General features: G+C 50.8%; 17 protein-coding genes and 1 tRNA gene. 14 read left to right on the forward strand and 4 right to left on the reverse strand.

Annotated elements, in window-relative coordinates; translation table 11 throughout:
- Positions 1–15: 15 nt before the first annotated feature.
- Genes Q8M75_RS02310 through Q8M75_RS02325 form a run of 4 tightly spaced genes read right to left on the reverse strand, consistent with a single transcriptional unit; the run spans position 16 to position 2,243 of the window.
- Positions 16–573 (reverse strand): RDD family protein, encoded by a 558-nt coding sequence (locus Q8M75_RS02310; RefSeq protein WP_305485767.1) that lies wholly within the window; start codon positions 571–573, stop codon positions 16–18.
- A complete protein-coding gene (locus Q8M75_RS02315; RefSeq protein WP_305485769.1) occupies positions 570–1,169 on the reverse strand; it encodes a DUF3106 domain-containing protein in 600 nt (199 codons plus the stop codon). The genes Q8M75_RS02310 and Q8M75_RS02315 overlap by 4 nt, the downstream gene beginning before the upstream one ends.
- Before the next feature lie 22 nt (positions 1,170–1,191).
- Entirely contained in the window at positions 1,192–1,677 is a 486-nt protein-coding gene (locus Q8M75_RS02320) for a DUF3619 family protein (RefSeq protein WP_305485771.1), read from the reverse strand.
- Positions 1,674–2,243, reverse strand: coding sequence for an RNA polymerase sigma factor (locus tag Q8M75_RS02325; RefSeq protein ID WP_305485773.1), 570 nt, complete (start codon positions 2,241–2,243; stop codon positions 1,674–1,676). The genes Q8M75_RS02320 and Q8M75_RS02325 overlap by 4 nt, the downstream gene beginning before the upstream one ends.
- A 196-nt stretch (positions 2,244–2,439) precedes the next feature.
- Here Q8M75_RS02325 and Q8M75_RS02330 point away from each other — a divergent pair, with 196 nt between their 5' ends.
- From Q8M75_RS02330 to Q8M75_RS02395, 14 genes are all read left to right on the forward strand, one after another.
- Entirely contained in the window at positions 2,440–4,218 is a 1,779-nt protein-coding gene (locus Q8M75_RS02330; protein WP_305485775.1) for an acetolactate synthase 3 catalytic subunit, read from the forward strand.
- Positions 4,218–4,709 carry an acetolactate synthase small subunit gene (ilvN, locus tag Q8M75_RS02335; RefSeq protein WP_305485777.1) on the forward strand — a complete coding sequence of 164 codons (492 nt, stop codon included), beginning with the start codon at positions 4,218–4,220 and terminating at the stop codon, positions 4,707–4,709. The genes Q8M75_RS02330 and ilvN overlap by 1 nt, the downstream gene beginning before the upstream one ends.
- A 75-nt stretch (positions 4,710–4,784) precedes the next feature.
- Complete coding sequence (ilvC, locus tag Q8M75_RS02340) at positions 4,785–5,801, forward strand: ketol-acid reductoisomerase (protein ID WP_108468826.1); 1,017 nt, start codon at positions 4,785–4,787, stop codon at positions 5,799–5,801.
- Positions 5,802–5,830: 29 nt separating this feature from the next.
- Positions 5,831–6,478, forward strand: a complete 648-nt coding sequence (locus Q8M75_RS02345) for a phosphatidylserine decarboxylase (RefSeq protein ID WP_305485782.1) — start codon at positions 5,831–5,833, stop codon at positions 6,476–6,478.
- A gap of 34 nt (positions 6,479–6,512) precedes the next feature.
- Positions 6,513–7,367, forward strand: a complete 855-nt coding sequence (gene pssA / locus Q8M75_RS02350) for a CDP-diacylglycerol--serine O-phosphatidyltransferase (protein ID WP_305485784.1) — start codon at positions 6,513–6,515, stop codon at positions 7,365–7,367.
- Between the two features lie 237 nt (positions 7,368–7,604).
- On the forward strand, positions 7,605–9,152 hold the full coding sequence (locus tag Q8M75_RS02355; RefSeq protein ID WP_305485786.1) for a 2-isopropylmalate synthase: 1,548 nt from the start codon (positions 7,605–7,607) through the stop codon (positions 9,150–9,152).
- 222 nt (positions 9,153–9,374) lie between these two features.
- Positions 9,375–9,644 carry a 30S ribosomal protein S15 gene (rpsO, locus tag Q8M75_RS02360; protein ID WP_108468828.1) on the forward strand — a complete coding sequence of 90 codons (270 nt, stop codon included), beginning with the start codon at positions 9,375–9,377 and terminating at the stop codon, positions 9,642–9,644.
- Between the two features lie 281 nt (positions 9,645–9,925).
- Positions 9,926–12,070 carry a polyribonucleotide nucleotidyltransferase gene (pnp, locus tag Q8M75_RS02365; RefSeq protein WP_305485793.1) on the forward strand — a complete coding sequence of 715 codons (2,145 nt, stop codon included), beginning with the start codon at positions 9,926–9,928 and terminating at the stop codon, positions 12,068–12,070.
- A 41-nt stretch (positions 12,071–12,111) separates the two neighbouring features.
- On the forward strand, positions 12,112–13,110 hold the full coding sequence (locus Q8M75_RS02370) for an NAD(P)H-quinone oxidoreductase (protein ID WP_305485795.1): 999 nt from the start codon (positions 12,112–12,114) through the stop codon (positions 13,108–13,110).
- An 18-nt stretch (positions 13,111–13,128) separates the two neighbouring features.
- The gene (tpiA, locus tag Q8M75_RS02375) at positions 13,129–13,887 is read left to right on the forward strand and encodes a triose-phosphate isomerase (RefSeq protein ID WP_305485797.1); all 759 of its coding nucleotides are present in this window, start codon (positions 13,129–13,131) and stop codon (positions 13,885–13,887) included.
- A gap of 21 nt (positions 13,888–13,908) precedes the next feature.
- Entirely contained in the window at positions 13,909–14,256 is a 348-nt protein-coding gene (secG, locus tag Q8M75_RS02380; protein ID WP_305485799.1) for a preprotein translocase subunit SecG, read from the forward strand.
- Positions 14,257–14,359: 103 nt separating this feature from the next.
- Positions 14,360–14,444, forward strand: a tRNA-Leu gene (locus Q8M75_RS02385).
- 124 nt (positions 14,445–14,568) lie between these two features.
- Positions 14,569–14,928, forward strand: coding sequence for an NADH-quinone oxidoreductase subunit A (locus tag Q8M75_RS02390; RefSeq protein WP_305485801.1), 360 nt, complete (start codon positions 14,569–14,571; stop codon positions 14,926–14,928).
- 5 nt (positions 14,929–14,933) lie between these two features.
- Positions 14,934–15,416 carry an NADH-quinone oxidoreductase subunit B family protein gene (locus Q8M75_RS02395; protein ID WP_108468834.1) on the forward strand — a complete coding sequence of 161 codons (483 nt, stop codon included), beginning with the start codon at positions 14,934–14,936 and terminating at the stop codon, positions 15,414–15,416.
- The last annotated feature ends 1 nt before the right edge of the window (position 15,417 follow it).

Consider the following 15,417-nt stretch of genomic DNA (forward strand, 5'->3'; position numbering starts at 1 on the left):
AGCGCGCGAAGCAACTTACTTTTTCTTCTCTATCTTTGGCAGGGTGATTAATTTGGTTTTACCGAGCCGATCAGGAATCGTTTGGCGGTGACGTGGATCCAAGTAAATGGTAAGTGGCCAAAGAAAGAGCGAGACTGCAAACAGCAGACCAATAATTCCCCACTTTTGTAGTTCTGCGCTGGCTTGAATCAAGATGCAAGGGACAAGCCAAAGTGAGCCGTAGACATAACGCCACAATGCTTGTCTGCGGGTGAGGCGCGCACCCGAAGTGGAAACCAGTTTGACCCGCCAAGTTTGCATGGCCAAGGTTTGTCCGGTACGGGTCCAATACCAAACAAAGTAAAAAGCCAGTACGCCATACAAATAGAAAAACGTTAACCAGCTAGGAAGTGATACGCCAAAAACAATCCCGAGTACGAGGTTGGGTAATAAGAAGAGCAGGGCAATCACGCCCAACAAAATCAATTGCTCATAGAGTAAGCAGAAGACTCGCTTCCAAAAGCCAGGAGGGGGTAGTGCGGTTAGCGGAGTGTCAACTGAACTGCTAGTGCCATCCACAGGGGGCTGACTCATGCGCCACCATCTTTGGTGGGTGCGGCGGCAGGGGTAACCGCAGGCAAGGCATTGGGACGATTTTGCAGCGTAGGCGAGCTCGCCGCAGTTGGCTTTTTCTTATTGTCCTCTTTGGCCGCTAATTTTTTCTTATCTTCTGGGCTGAGCTGCTGGTAGGCCTGCCATGCCGAGGCTTTTTCTTCCGCAGGGAAGCGCAAGCTACTGAGGTAATTATCGCGGGCGATGCGGCGATCTTTTTGCGAGAGTTTAGCCCACTCGTTCATGCGCGATTGCAAGCGCTCCTGATCGACCCGCTTCATTTTGGGATAAAGATTAGCAACCTGAATCCATTTTTGCCGGCGCTCTTTAGAAAGGTAGCTCCAGTCTTCTTCGAGGGGCGCCAAGATTTTTTGTTGCACCACGCTCAGGTCATCCCAATTGCCACTGTGTTTGGGCGCGCTGGCTGCAGTTGGCTGCTTGGTTTGAGCTGCTACTTCGTTTACAGAGCCAATCGCTAGCCAGCTAGCAAGCAATAGCAGCGCGCCCAGACTCCAGCCGGATGCACATCGCTTTGCGGCTAGTGCAAGTGGATTGTGCTGGTGGGGCGTGGCTGACATGGCGATTGGTTTCTTGCCTCAGTTAGGAAGGATCGACTGCAGTATCGGCATTCTCAGAATTGGTGGTTTCCAACTCACGCTTGGCATGGCTACTGAGTTTTAAGAATGCCAGGAAACCGCTATCCATATAGGCATCAGGCGGAACATCATCAGACAGTAGGGCAATGTCGACCGCAGCAATGTCGTTGATGCGTGCATCTTGCTGCCACTCGGAAATCGCCAATAAGCCCAAGGCCAAGACAATAAAAGGCGCAAACCAGCTCAATCGATTCCAATAGGAGGAGGGCTGGCTGCCGCTACCACCCTGATTAAAGGCCAGTTGGGGGCGTAATACGCGCTCCAATTGCGGAATGAATTCTTGCTTGCGCGCTGCCATGGCGGAAAGGCGGGCGTGATACAGACGATCCGTGATTCGGCTGGGCAATTGCGCGGTAGAACCGTCGAGGTATTCGCGCACGGCGCTGCCAATCCGATCTACTTCAAATTGGGGGTCTTGTTCGCGGTTCATAATGAAATTCCTTTTATTTTCAATGCACTAGCTAAGGTTTGCGTGGCTCTGGAACAATGGGTTTTGACACTTCCTTCGCTGCACCCCATGATCTGGGCGGTTTCTGCAATGCTTAGCTCATCCCAATAACGCATCAAGAAGGCTTCTCGTTGACGTGCTGGTAATTTTGCTATTTCAGCCTCTAGACTACGCAAAAGCTGGCTTTGCTCCAGTTTTTGGGCACCATCTTGGTGAATTTGACTGTCATCGGCTGCTTGCAGCTGCTCTAGAGGGTCGTAATCATCGGATTCGTCCGATTTCTTACCCATATTAGAGAAAAGGGTAACCCAGGCATTCCGGACCTTTTGGCGCCGAAACCAATCGTGGATGCGGTTTTGAAGAATGCGGGTAAAGAGTAGGGGGAGTTCTGCACTCGGCTTATCCCCGTATTTTTCGGCCAGCTTGATCATGGCATCCTGCACGATGTCCAATGCCGCGTCCTCATCCCGCACAGCATAAATGGCCTGTTTGAAAGCGCGTTTTTCAACGCTACTGAGAAAATCAGCGAGTTCAGGGGCAGATGCCATGCAAAAACGGGAAGGCCTTGTGTAGGAAGAATGCCTCCATTTTAGGGTATTGCTTTACAATTCAAGGTTCTCCGATTAGAGAGCCGTCCAAGAAGCGGTTTTTTATTCAGTTCAAGCGCCGTTCGAACTCGGGCCACAAGCACGGGACAGAGCAGCCTAAACAATTTTTTGCCGAAAATTGCAAAGGACCTTACCAATGAATACTAGCAGCGCCGAATTTTTAGCCTCCAAGGCCGAATCCACCGCAATCCCTACTAAAACCGGACCTGAAATGATTGGTGCCGAGATGCTTGTCCATGCCCTGCATGCGGAAGGCGTCGAGTTTGTCTGGGGCTATCCCGGTGGAGCAGTTCTGTTCATCTACGATGAAATCTACAAGCAAGACAAGTTTGAGCACATTTTGGTGCGCCATGAGCAAGCTGCTGTGCATGCTGCCGATGGCTATGCCCGTGCTACAGGCAAAGTCGGGGTCGCTTTAGTGACCTCTGGTCCGGGCGTTACCAATGCCGTTACAGGCATTGCGACTGCCTACACCGATTCGATTCCCATGGTCATCATTACGGGTAACGTGCCCACGTATGCCATTGGTGAAGATGCCTTCCAAGAGGCCGATACAGTCGGTATTACGCGACCCATCGTCAAACACAATTTTTTGGTGAAAGACATTAATGATTTAGCGCTCACGCTAAAGAAGGCCTTTCACATTGCGCAGACTGGAAGACCGGGCCCCGTGCTGGTTGATATTCCAAAAGACATTTCAGCAGCCAAGGGTCAGTTCATTTACCCCGAAGAGCTGACCATGCGCTCGTACAACCCCGTTTTGCGTGGCCACAGCGGTCAGATTCGTAAAGCAGTTTCCTTATTGCAGGAAGCAGAGCGTCCGTTTATTTATACCGGCGGCGGTGTGATTCTGTCGGATGCAGCGCCTGAGCTCAAAGCCTTTGCTGACGCCCTCGGTTACCCCGTGACCAATACCTTGATGGGCCTGGGCGGTTTCCCAGGGACTAGCCCTCAGTTTGTGGGCATGCTGGGTATGCACGGCACTTACGAAGCGAATATGGCCATGCAGCATTCGGATGTGTTGATTGCGATTGGTGCGCGTTTTGATGACCGCGTGATTGGCAATACGCAGCACTTTGCGAGCCATCCACGCAAGATCATTCACATTGATATTGATCCATCTGTGATTGCCAAGCGCGTTAAGGTCGATGTACCCATCGTTGGTAATTTGAAGGAAGTATTGGTCGAGATGACCAGCCAAATTAAAGCGGCGGGCCCACTCAAGAATGGCGCCCACCTGGCGAAGTGGTGGGATCAGATTAACGAGTGGCGCAAAAAAGACTGCCTGAAATACGACCGTGATTCACAGATCGTCAAACCCCAGTACGTCGTAGAAAAGTTATGGGAACTCACTGGCGGTGATGCCTTTATTTGCTCTGACGTCGGTCAGCATCAAATGTGGGCAGCGCAGTTTTATAAGTTCGATAAGCCCCGTCGCTGGATTAATTCAGGTGGCCTTGGCACCATGGGCGTTGGCTTGCCCTACGCGATGGGTATTAAAAAAGCCTTCCCAGATCAGGATGTATTCACGATCACGGGTGAGGGCTCGATTCAGATGTGCATTCAGGAACTATCGACCTGCAAGCAATACAACACGCCGGTCAAGATTGTGTCGCTGAATAACCGTTACTTAGGTATGGTGCGCCAGTGGCAAGAGCTGACCTACAACCGCCGCTATTCCAGCTCCTACATGGATTCCTTGCCTGACTTTGTGAAGTTGGCGGAGGCCTTTGGTCACGTCGGTATGCGGATTGAAACCAAAGCAGACGTCGAGCCAGCCCTCAAGGAGGCGATTCGTTTGAAAGATCGCACAGTCTTCATGGATTTCCAAACCGATCCAGAAGAAAACGTGTGGCCGATGGTACAAGCCGGCAAAGGCATTACTGAAATGCTCTTAGGTAGTGAGGATCTGTAATGCGCCACATTATTTCAGTATTACTTGAGAATGAGCCAGGAGCATTGTCGCGTGTCGTTGGTCTCTTTTCGGCACGTGCTTACAACATTGAAACACTCAGCGTTGCGCCGACGGAAGATCCATCCCTATCGCGTATGACGATTGTGACCATTGGCTCTGAAGATGTGATTGAGCAAATCACCAAGCACCTCAATCGTTTAGTTGAGGTGGTGAAAGTGTTTGATTTAACCGAAGGCTCGCACATTGAGCGCGAACTGATGTTGATCAAAGTTCGTGCCGTTGGTAAAGAGCGCGAGGAGCTCAAGCGCACTACCGACATCTTCCGCGGTCGCATCATTGACGTCACTGACAAGAGCTACACCATTGAGTTGACCGGTGACGGCTCCAAACTCGATGCCTTCATTGATTCGATTGACCGTGCTTCCATTCTAGAAACCGTTCGCTCTGGCGGCTCCGGTATTGGTCGTGGCGAACGGATTTTGAAGGTCTAATACGCTTCATTCGGAATGTACTCAACACCCCATTTGTTTAACCCATTTATTACGATTCAACGATAAGGAAATAGCATGAAAGTTTTTTACGATAAAGACGCGGATTTATCCCTGATTAAAGGCAAGAAAGTCACCATCATTGGTTATGGTTCACAGGGCCACGCGCATGCATTGAACTTAAACGATTCAGGCGTCAAAGTTACCGTTGGTTTGCGCAAAGACGGCGCATCATGGAAAAAAGCAGCCAATGCTGGCTTGACCGTGAAAGAAGTAGCCGAGGCAGTAAAAGATGCGGACATCGTCATGATGCTTTTGCCCGATGAGCAAATTGCAGAGGTTTATAAGAATGAAGTGCACGGCAATATCAAGCAGGGCGCGGCCCTAGCATTTGCCCATGGCTTTAACGTGCATTACGGCCAAGTTCAGCCCCGCGCTGATTTGGATGTAATCATGATTGCTCCTAAGGCGCCAGGCCACACTGTGCGTGGTACCTATAGCCAAGGCGGCGGCGTTCCCCATTTGATCGCGGTTTACCAAGACAAATCTGGTTCGGCTCGTGATCTCGCTTTGTCCTATGCAACAGCCAACGGCGGTGGTCGTGCCGGCATCATCGAGACCAATTTCCGCGAAGAAACCGAAACCGATTTATTCGGTGAGCAGGCTGTTCTCTGCGGCGGTACTGTCGAACTCATCAAGGCCGGTTACGAGACCTTGGTTGAAGCCGGTTACGCGCCAGAGATGGCTTACTTTGAGTGCTTGCATGAGCTCAAGTTAATTGTGGACTTGATCTATGAGGGCGGTATTGCCAATATGAATTACTCGATTTCGAACAATGCGGAGTACGGTGAGTACGTGACTGGCCCGCGCATTGTGACGGAAGACACCAAGAACGCAATGCGTCAGTGCCTCAAAGACATTCAGACTGGCGAATACGCAAAGAGTTTTATTCTCGAGAACAAGGCTGGCGCGCCAACCTTAATCTCCCGTCGTCGCTTGAATTCAGAGCACCAAATTGAAATCGTCGGCGAGAAACTGCGCGCGATGATGCCTTGGATTGCAAAGAACAAGTTAGTCGATCAGTCGAAGAACTAAACAACTACCCACAAAGGCGCAAAGCACCCATGATGTATCCCCACCCCATTATTGCGAAAGAAGGCTGGCCTTATTTGGCAGCCGTTGGGGTGGCAACCGTGCTAGTCCAGCAGTACGCTGGTTTTGCATGGGCTTCGCCCTTGTGGATTATTTTCTTTTTTGTACTGCAGTTTTTTCGTGACCCTCAGCGCATTGCGCCGTTGGGTCGTGATTTGGTTCTATCCCCAGCCGACGGCCGCATTGTTGTGGTTGAAAAGACCCAAGATCCATATGCCAATCGCGAAGCAATCAAGATTAGTGTGTTCATGAATGTGTTTAACGTTCACTCCAACCGCTGCTCGGTTAATGGTCTCGTCAAAGAGGTGCAGTATTTCCCGGGGCAGTTTGTCAATGCCGCACTGGATAAGGCCTCGGTCGAAAATGAGCGTAACGCTGTGGTGATTGATGCCAATGGCCAAACGGTGACCTTGGTTCAAGTGGCAGGCTTAATTGCACGCCGTATTTTGTGTTACATCCATGTGGGTGAGCGCGTCAAACGCGGATCCCGCTATGGCTTCATTCGCTTTGGATCGCGAGTCGATGTATATTTGCCGTTAACGGCTGAGCCATTGGTTAGCGTGGGCGAAAAAGTCTCTGCAACCAGAACGGCCTTGGCTCGTTTGCCTGGCCTTGATTGATTCACCTGATTTACTTTAGTAAATAGGAAACGCATTGACTCCATTTCGTCGTCGTAATCGCCTTGATCGCAGCCGCATTTCACGCGGTCGTAATCGTTCTGACGCACAGGACCAGTCGGATGACTTGGCTGATTTTGACGTCGAGAGGCTTGAAGTAGAAAAGCCCCGCGCTCGCAATAAGGGGATTTATTTATTGCCCAATGCGTTCACAACCGCGGCCTTGTTCTGCGGTTTTTTTGCGATCGTGCAGGCGATGAACCACCAATTCGAAACCGCTGCGATTGCTATCTTTGCATCCTTGGTATTAGATGGCATGGATGGCCGTATTGCGCGGATGACCAATACCCAAAGCGCTTTTGGTGAGCAGTACGATTCCTTGGCGGATATGGTGTCTTTCGGTGTTGCCCCCGCATTGGTTGCCTATGAGTGGGTACTCAAAGATTTTGGTAAGTGGGGCTGGCTCGCTGCATTTACTTATTGTGCGGGCGCGGCCTTGCGTTTGGCGCGTTTCAATATCAATACGGGCGTTGTCGATAAGAAGTTTTTTCAAGGTTTGCCAAGCCCAGCAGCAGGGGCCCTGATTGCTGGGTTTATATGGCTTGCGGATGACAATAAGATTCCAGTACGGGATAGCGCCATTCCATGGGTGACCTTCTTGATCACTATTTATGCTGGCTTAACCATGGTTTCCAATGCCCGTTTTTATAGTGGCAAGGCCTTGGATATCCGTTATCGCGTTCCTTTTGGGGTCATGGTCTTGATGATTTTGACCTTTGTGCTGATTTCGTCCAATCCTCCTTTAACCCTGTTCGGCATCTTCGTGATTTATGCCGTCTCAGGTTACGTGATTTGGGGCTGGGAACGGCTCAGTGGCCGTAAGCTGACCTAAACGGGTATTTAAGGTATATTAGATTCATGGTGATGAATAAAACGCACGCAATTGAGCTACTTCTTCTAGCACTGAGCCTTCGGCTCGGGGCGGGTAACGCTTAGGTGATGCAAGTGCAGTAAATCATCAAGCAGACTTACCGGCCCCAGCAAATTTGCTGGGGTTTTTGTTTTGGATGGTGCAGTAGCAGTATTGGCGTACCCTTTTTAAATGATGGCAGTAGATTGGAGAGCAGTGATGACCGATAAATTAATTATTTTTGATACCACCTTGCGCGATGGCGAACAATCGCCAGGGGCATCCATGACCAAAGATGAGAAGGTTCGCATTGCTCGCCAGCTTGAGCGCCTGAAAGTAGACGTGATTGAAGCAGGCTTTGCCGCTAGCTCCGAGGGCGACTTTGCTGCTATTTCCGCGGTAGCGGCTGCAGTGAAAGATTCGATTGTGTGTTCCTTGGCGCGCGCCAATGAGAATGACATCACGCGGGCATCCGACGCCCTTAAGGCGGCCAATGCAAAACGCATCCATGTCTTTTTGGCAACCAGCCCATTGCACATGGAAAAGAAGTTGCGCATGACGCCTGACCAAGTGTTTGAACAGGCCAAAAAATCGATTCGCTTTGCCCGTAATTTAGCGGCCGATATTGAGTTCTCGCCCGAAGATGGCTATCGCTCGGAAATGGACTTTTTATGCCGCGTACTCGAAGCAGTCATCGCTGAGGGCGCAACCACGATTAACGTACCGGACACCGTTGGCTATGCGGTTCCTGAGCTCTACGGTGAGTTCATTCACACCTTGCGTACCCGCATCCCCAATTCTGATAAAGCCATTTGGTCGGTCCATTGCCATAACGATTTGGGCATGGGCGTCGCCAACTCCTTGGCGGGAGTCAAGATCGGTGGGGCGCGGCAAGTGGAGTGCACCATTAACGGTTTAGGTGAGCGTGCCGGCAATACGGCCCTCGAAGAGATTGTGATGGCGCTGCGGACCCGCAAGGATTATTTTGATTTAAGCGTGGGCATTGATGCGACGCAAATTGTGCCGGCATCGAAGTTGGTTTCGCAAATCACCGGTTTTGTAGTGCAGCCCAATAAAGCGGTGGTGGGCGCTAATGCCTTTGCCCATGCATCTGGTATTCATCAAGACGGCGTATTAAAAGCCCGCGATACCTATGAAATCATGCGCGCTGAAGATGTGGGCTGGTCAGCCAACAAAATCGTGCTCGGCAAGTTATCGGGCCGCAATGCCTTTAAGCAGCGCTTGCAGGAGCTCGGCATTACGGTCGAGACCGAAGAAGCGCTCAACGATGCATTCTCGCGCTTTAAAGCCTTGGCCGACCAAAAGTCTGAAATCTTTGATGAAGACATTATTTCCATTACCAGCGGCTCTGCTTCGGCTGAAGAAGGCGAGTTTTATCGCTTTGTTTCCTTGAATCAGCACTCTGAAACCGGGAAGCGCCCGAGCTCGCAGGTGGTCTTTCACATGGGCGGCGAGAAGATCACGTCCGAGGCCGAAGGCAATGGTCCAGTGGATGCTAGCTTGAATGCCATTGAAGCTATGGCCAAAAGCGGGGCGGAGCAGTTGCTTTACTCCGTTAATGCCATTACCTCGGGCACTCAGTCCCAAGGCGAGGTCACGGTACGCTTAGCCAAAGGCGGGCGGATTGTGAACGGCGTTGGCACGGACCCTGACATCATTGCTGCTTCGGCTAAGGCCTACTTATCGGCCCTGAATAAGTTGCATGACCCACGGCAGGCGAAGCTAAATGCCCAAATGGCGCCCTAAGCGAAGGTGTCAGCCCTTAAAAATTAGCTAAGCCATTGTTTTTATTGCAATTATTTTCAATAGCTGGGTTTTGGGGTAATGAAAATTGCCCCGTTTGCCCTCGGATCTCTGCTACAATTCGAGGGCTTTGATTTATAAAGCTTTTTTGTTTTTATTTGTTTAATTAATCGCACGACACAATCTAGGGTGAAAGCTCTTGTGTTCGCAAGTTAGGAGTAGAAAATGGCAGTTGCTGATATCAAAACGGCGGAAATCGTCAAAGACAACGCGCGTAGCGCAAACGACACGGGCAGTCCAGAAGTACAGGTTGCATTGCTGACCGCCCGCATCAATGAACTAACCCCCCATTTCAAGGCCAACGCCAAAGACCATCACAGCCGTCGTGGCTTGTTGAAGATGGTTTCACGCCGCCGCCGCCTTTTGGATTACCTCAAAGGCAAGGATTTGGCTCGCTATCGCACATTGATCGAGAAATTAGGTCTCCGTAAGTAAATCGTATCTGTATCGCCATGCCATCTTGCCTTGAGGGTGACTCATTCGTGATTCAGTCTTGGGGAGATGGCATATTTTTTGAGCGTTTTAGATTACCTGTTTAGGGGATCGTGTCATTCCAATGAGTTTCTGAGCGCCGTGTTCAGTGCCTCCCTGGAATGGCATCCCTTGTAATCTGTAATCGCTCCAGTGGTGTCGTAGCGCTGATTTATCTGCGACGCAAGTAGTACGCGCCTAGCATTCATGTGAATGCGGTGTGGATCAATTTGGAGAAGATCAGAATGACCATGTTTAAAAAAGTAGTGAAAAGTTTTCAATGGGGCAATCACCAGGTAACGATGGAAACGGGCGAAATCGCACGTCAGTCCGGCGGAGCTGTGATTGTCAACGTCGACGATACCGTCGTCATGGGTACTGTAGTAGCAGCACGTTCTGCTAAAGCAGGACAAAACTTCTTTCCATTGACAGTGGATTACATTGAGAAGACCTATGCTGCCGGCAAGATCCCAGGTGGATTCTTCCGCCGCGAAGGACGTCCATCCGAAGGCGAGACCTTAACCTCCCGCTTAATTGACCGCCCATTGCGCCCTTTGTTTCCAGAAGGCTTTTTGAACGAAGTTCAGGTAGTCGTGCATGTACTGTCGATTAATCCCGATGTGCCTGCTGATATTCCAGCCTTAATTGCCGCATCGGCTGCTTTAGCGGTATCCGGCATTCCATTTAACGGCCCAGTTGGCGCCGCTCGCGTGGGCTACCGTGATGGCCAGTATTTGCTGAACCCAACCCGTACTGAGCAGTTAACTAGCCAGATGGATTTGATTGTTGCTGGTACCCAAGCCGCTGTATTAATGGTGGAATCGGAAGTGCAGCAATTGCCAGAAGACATCATGCTTGGTGCCGTAGTGTATGGCCATGAGCAAATGCAGACTGCGATCAATGCGATTCAAGATTTAGTGCGCGATGCCGGTAAGCCCGAGTGGGACTGGACTGCTGCACCCAAAGATGAGCCTTTGATTGCGAAGGTAACAGCATTAGCTGATGCGCCATTACGCGAAGCCTATCAATTGCGTCAAAAACAGGCTCGCTCCGACAAATTAAAAGCCATTACCAAAGATGTGATGGCAAAACTGGCTGCCGATGGTGCGGTCGATGAAGTCGCGGTTGGCAATATTTTGTTTGATATCGAAGCGAAGATTGTGCGTAGCCAAATTTTGAATGGCGAGCCACGGATTGATGGTCGCGATACACGCACCGTGCGTCCGATTGAAATTCGCAATGGCGTATTGCCACGGACTCACGGCTCTGCCTTATTTACCCGTGGCGAGACTCAGGCTTTGGTGATTGCGACTTTGGGCACTGCCCGCGACGAGCAAATCATTGATGCGTTAGAGGGTGAGTACCGCGATCGCTTCATGTTCCACTACAACATGCCTCCGTTTGCTACTGGCGAAACCGGCCGCGTTGGTACGCCTAAGCGCCGTGAAATCGGCCATGGTCGTTTAGCCAAGCGCGCCTTGATTCCAGTGTTGCCAAGCCCAGAAGATTTTGCGTACAGCATTCGGGTTGTTTCTGAAATTACCGAGTCCAATGGCTCCTCATCGATGGCCTCCGTTTGCGGCGGCTGTTTGGCGCTGATGGATGCTGGTGTACCAGTAAAAGCACACGTTGCTGGCGTAGCGATGGGCCTGATTTTGGATGGCAATCGCTTTGCAGTATTGACCGACATCTTGGGTGACGAAGATCACCTCGGTGATATGGACTTTAAAGTGGCCGGAACAGCCAACGGTATTACTGCACTGCAGATGGACATTAAGGTACAAGGCATCACCAAAGAAATCATGCAAGTGGCATTGGCACAAGCCAAAGAAGGTCGCTTGCACATCTTGAGTGAAATGCAATCGGCCATGGGCACGATCCGCACTGAACTCTCCGAGCATGCACCGCGCATGGTGTCATTCAAGATTCACCCTGACAAGATTCGTGAAGTGATTGGTAAGGGCGGTGCAACCATCCAGGCCTTGACCAAAGAAACCGGTTGCAGCATCGATATCAAAGATGACGGTACGGTCACGATCGCTTCTACTAGCGCAGAAGGCATGGCAGAAGCCAAAGCCCGTATCGAAGGCATTACTGCAGAAGCTGAAGTCGGCAAGATTTACGAAGGACCCGTAGTTAAGTTGCTTGAGTTTGGTGCCTTGGTCAATATTCTTCCAGGTAAAGACGGCCTATTGCACATCTCTGAGATCTCCAATGAGCGGGTCAAAGAAGTGAAAGACTTCCTCCAAGAAGGTCAAGTGGTGCGCGTGAAATTATTGGCCGCCGATGAGCGTGGCCGTTTACGCCTCTCACTCAAAGCGGCGATGGCAGAAGAGGGCGGCACAATTGCTCCTTTGGCTGGCGCAGTAGAGTCATCTGCTGATGAGTAAGCCTAGTAAGTGATTGCTGCTTTTTAAATAGGAACTCTGCGATGCGCGTTGTTGAAATCCGTGAATTTGGTGCCCCTGAGGTATTGATTCCTACGACTCGCCCAGATCCTGCTCTACCCAGCGCAGGATCAGGCGAAATCCTGATTAAAGTTCTGGCAGCCGGAATTAATCGCCCTGATGTGTTGCAACGGAAAGGGCATTACCCGGTTCCTGCTGGCGCATCCGACATTCCCGGCCTCGAAGTGGCTGGCGAAATCATTGGCGGCGATCTGGCCCATGCAGATAATCAGTTTGGACTCAAGGTAGGCGATAAAGTCTGCGCCCTCGTACAGGGTGGTGGCTATGCAGAACTTTGCCTTGCCCCGATTGCGCAATGCTTGCCTTACCCTACCGGCTTTACTGATCTGGAAGCGGCGGCTTTGCCCGAAACATTCTTTACCGTTTGGAGCAATGTCTTCATGCGCGGTGAACTTGCCCCGGGCGAAACATTGCTGGTTCAAGGTGGATCAAGCGGCATTGGCGTGACTGCCATTCTGATTGCGAAAGCCTTAGGTCATCGTGTTTTTGTGACTGCCGGTACCGATGAAAAATGCGCAGCGTGTATTCAGCTCGGTGCAGACCTGGCGATCAATTACAAAACCCAAGACTTTGTGGAAGAGGTGAAGAAAGCCACCGATGGCAAGGGCGTAAACGTGATTCTGGACATGGTTACCGGCACCTATTTGCAGCGTGAGATTGATTGCTTGGCCGATGATGGCCGTATTGTCATCATCGCCATCATGGGCGGCTCTAAATCCGAGGTGAACACCGGACAAATCTTACGCCGGCGTTTAACCATCACCGGATCTACATTACGTCCAAGGCCAGTTTCCTTTAAGCGTGAAATTGCCAAACAGCTATTTGAGCGGGTCTGGCCGATCATGAATCAAGGTGCTTTAAAGCCCGTGATTTATAAAACGTTTAGCCTTGATCAGGCATCTGAAGCGCAGCGCTTGATGGAATCGAGCGAGCACGTTGGCAAGATTGTTTTGACGGTTTGACATAGGCTGAGCAAAAGCATGCGTCCGATAACGGTGATTGGCAACTGGAAAATGAACGGCAGCAAAGCCGCCTGCCGTCAGTGGATTGAAACCGTCTGCGCTGAAATGGAAAAAGGCATGCCTGCAGGTCGCCGTTTTGCTTTATGCCCACCTTATCCTTATTTGTCGGAGTGCAGCCAGAGAATTGCGGCATGCTCTTCCGCCATGCTTGCGCTAGGCGCGCAAGATGTCTCTGCTGAAATGAGTGGCGCTTTTACGGGCGAGGTAAGTGCGGCCATGCTGCATGAATTTGACTGCAAATATGTTTTAGTGGGGCACTCGGAGCGCCGTGACCGCTTTAATGAGTCCGATCGATTGATTGCTGAAAAAGCCCTTCAAGCCTTAGATCAAGGCTTGACGCCGGTGATTTGTGTTGGCGAGACTGCGGATGAACGCAACTCTGGTAGGGCAGTTGAAGTGGTGCGGGCTCAGGTGGCCCGGCAAATCACCATTTTGCAGGACCGTTTAGTGGATTCCTTGCTCGCCTACGAACCCGTTTGGGCGATTGGCACTGGCAAGGTAGCTAGCGCCCAAGTTGCACAAGATATGCACCGCGAGATTCGTCTGCAATTGGCTGAGTTCAATGCAGATGTTGCCGCGCATATTGGTATTTTGTATGGCGGCAGCGTGAAGTTTGACAATGCGGTAGAGCTATTTGGTATGCCCGACATTGATGGTGGATTAATTGGCGGCGCTTCTTTAGATCCGCAGGAATTCTTGGCTATTTGCCGAGCTTAAATTTTTAATTGGAGATAAACCATGGAATGGTTAAAAACAGCGTTGATGGTGGTGCAAGTGGGTTCTGCCCTGGCAATCATCTTATTGGTTCTATTGCAGCAAGGTAAGGGTGCCGACATGGGCGCCGCCTTCGGCTCAGGCGCCTCTGGCAGCGTCTTTGGCGCTAGCGGATCGGCGAATTTCCTGTCCCATGCTACTGCGGTACTGGCCGTTATTTTCTTCTCGGCAACGATTGCGATTACGTGGATTGGGAATAAAAAGCCGGCTGATGCGGGCGTTTTGTCCGGCACTACGGCGCCTGCAGCGACTGGAGCAAATCCGCCTGCAGCCCCAGCACAAGACCCATCCAAACCCGCAGTACCAAAATAAAAAAATACAGCTACAAAAACAGGGAGAAATGGCACCATTTTTTGTAGGAATTAAGCGAAGTACCGGTAGTCCTCATGCGGTAGAATTGATGGGTTTTACGAATGCCGACGTGGTGAAATTGGTAGACACGCTATCTTGAGGGGGTAGTGGCTTAGGCTGTGCGAGTTCGAGTCTCGCCGTCGGCACCAAATTCGTAAGTGATTTGCTCTAAGTCAATTTTAATATTTGGCTTTTAGTCCATAATCAAACGTGTTATTGGGATATTTTTAGAGTTAATTTAGGACTTAAAACTGCCTTCACATCAGGATTGCTTTGGACCTCGCTAATTACTTCCCCATCTTGCTTTTTATACTGGTCGGCATTGCCGTCGGCATCGTGCCGATGTTTTTGGGTAAGGTCTTAGCACCATCCCGTCCTGACGCAGAAAAACTCTCTTCCTACGAGTGCGGCTTTGAAGCATTTGAAGATGCCCGCATGAAATTCGATGTGCGCTATTACTTGGTTGCCATCCTTTTTATTCTGTTCGACCTTGAAACCGCATTCCTATTCCCATGGGGAGTTGCGTTGCGTGACATTGGTTGGGTGGGTTACACCGCAATGATGATTTTTCTATTGGAATTCGTTGTTGGGTTTGTGTATATCTGGAAAAAGGGCGCTCTCGACTGGGAGTGATCGTTATGGCACTGGAAGGCGTACTCAAAGAAGGATTTATTACCACCTCTGCGGATCAGTTGATTAACTGGACCCGTACTGGATCCTTATGGCCGATGACCTTTGGTTTGGCCTGCTGCGCAGTAGAAATGATGCATGCTGGCGCGGCCCGATATGACTTGGATCGCTTTGGTGTGGTTTTCCGTCCTTCACCACGGCAATCTGACCTGATGATTGTGGCGGGCACGCTCTGCAACAAGATGGCCCCTGCCTTGCGTAAAGTTTACGATCAAATGCCAGAGCCCCGCTGGGTGATTTCCATGGGCTCGTGCGCCAATGGCGGCGGTTATTACCACTACTCCTATTCTGTTGTGCGCGGCTGTGACCGCATCGTACCGGTAGATATTTATGTGCCAGGCTGTCCACCCACAGCAGAAGCCCTGATCTACGGCATTATTCAGCTGCAGGCCAAGATTGGCCGCACTAGCACTATTGCGCGGAAGGCATAAA

Source organism: Polynucleobacter sp. (assembly GCF_030693775.1).
GTDB lineage: Bacteria > Pseudomonadota > Gammaproteobacteria > Burkholderiales > Burkholderiaceae > Polynucleobacter.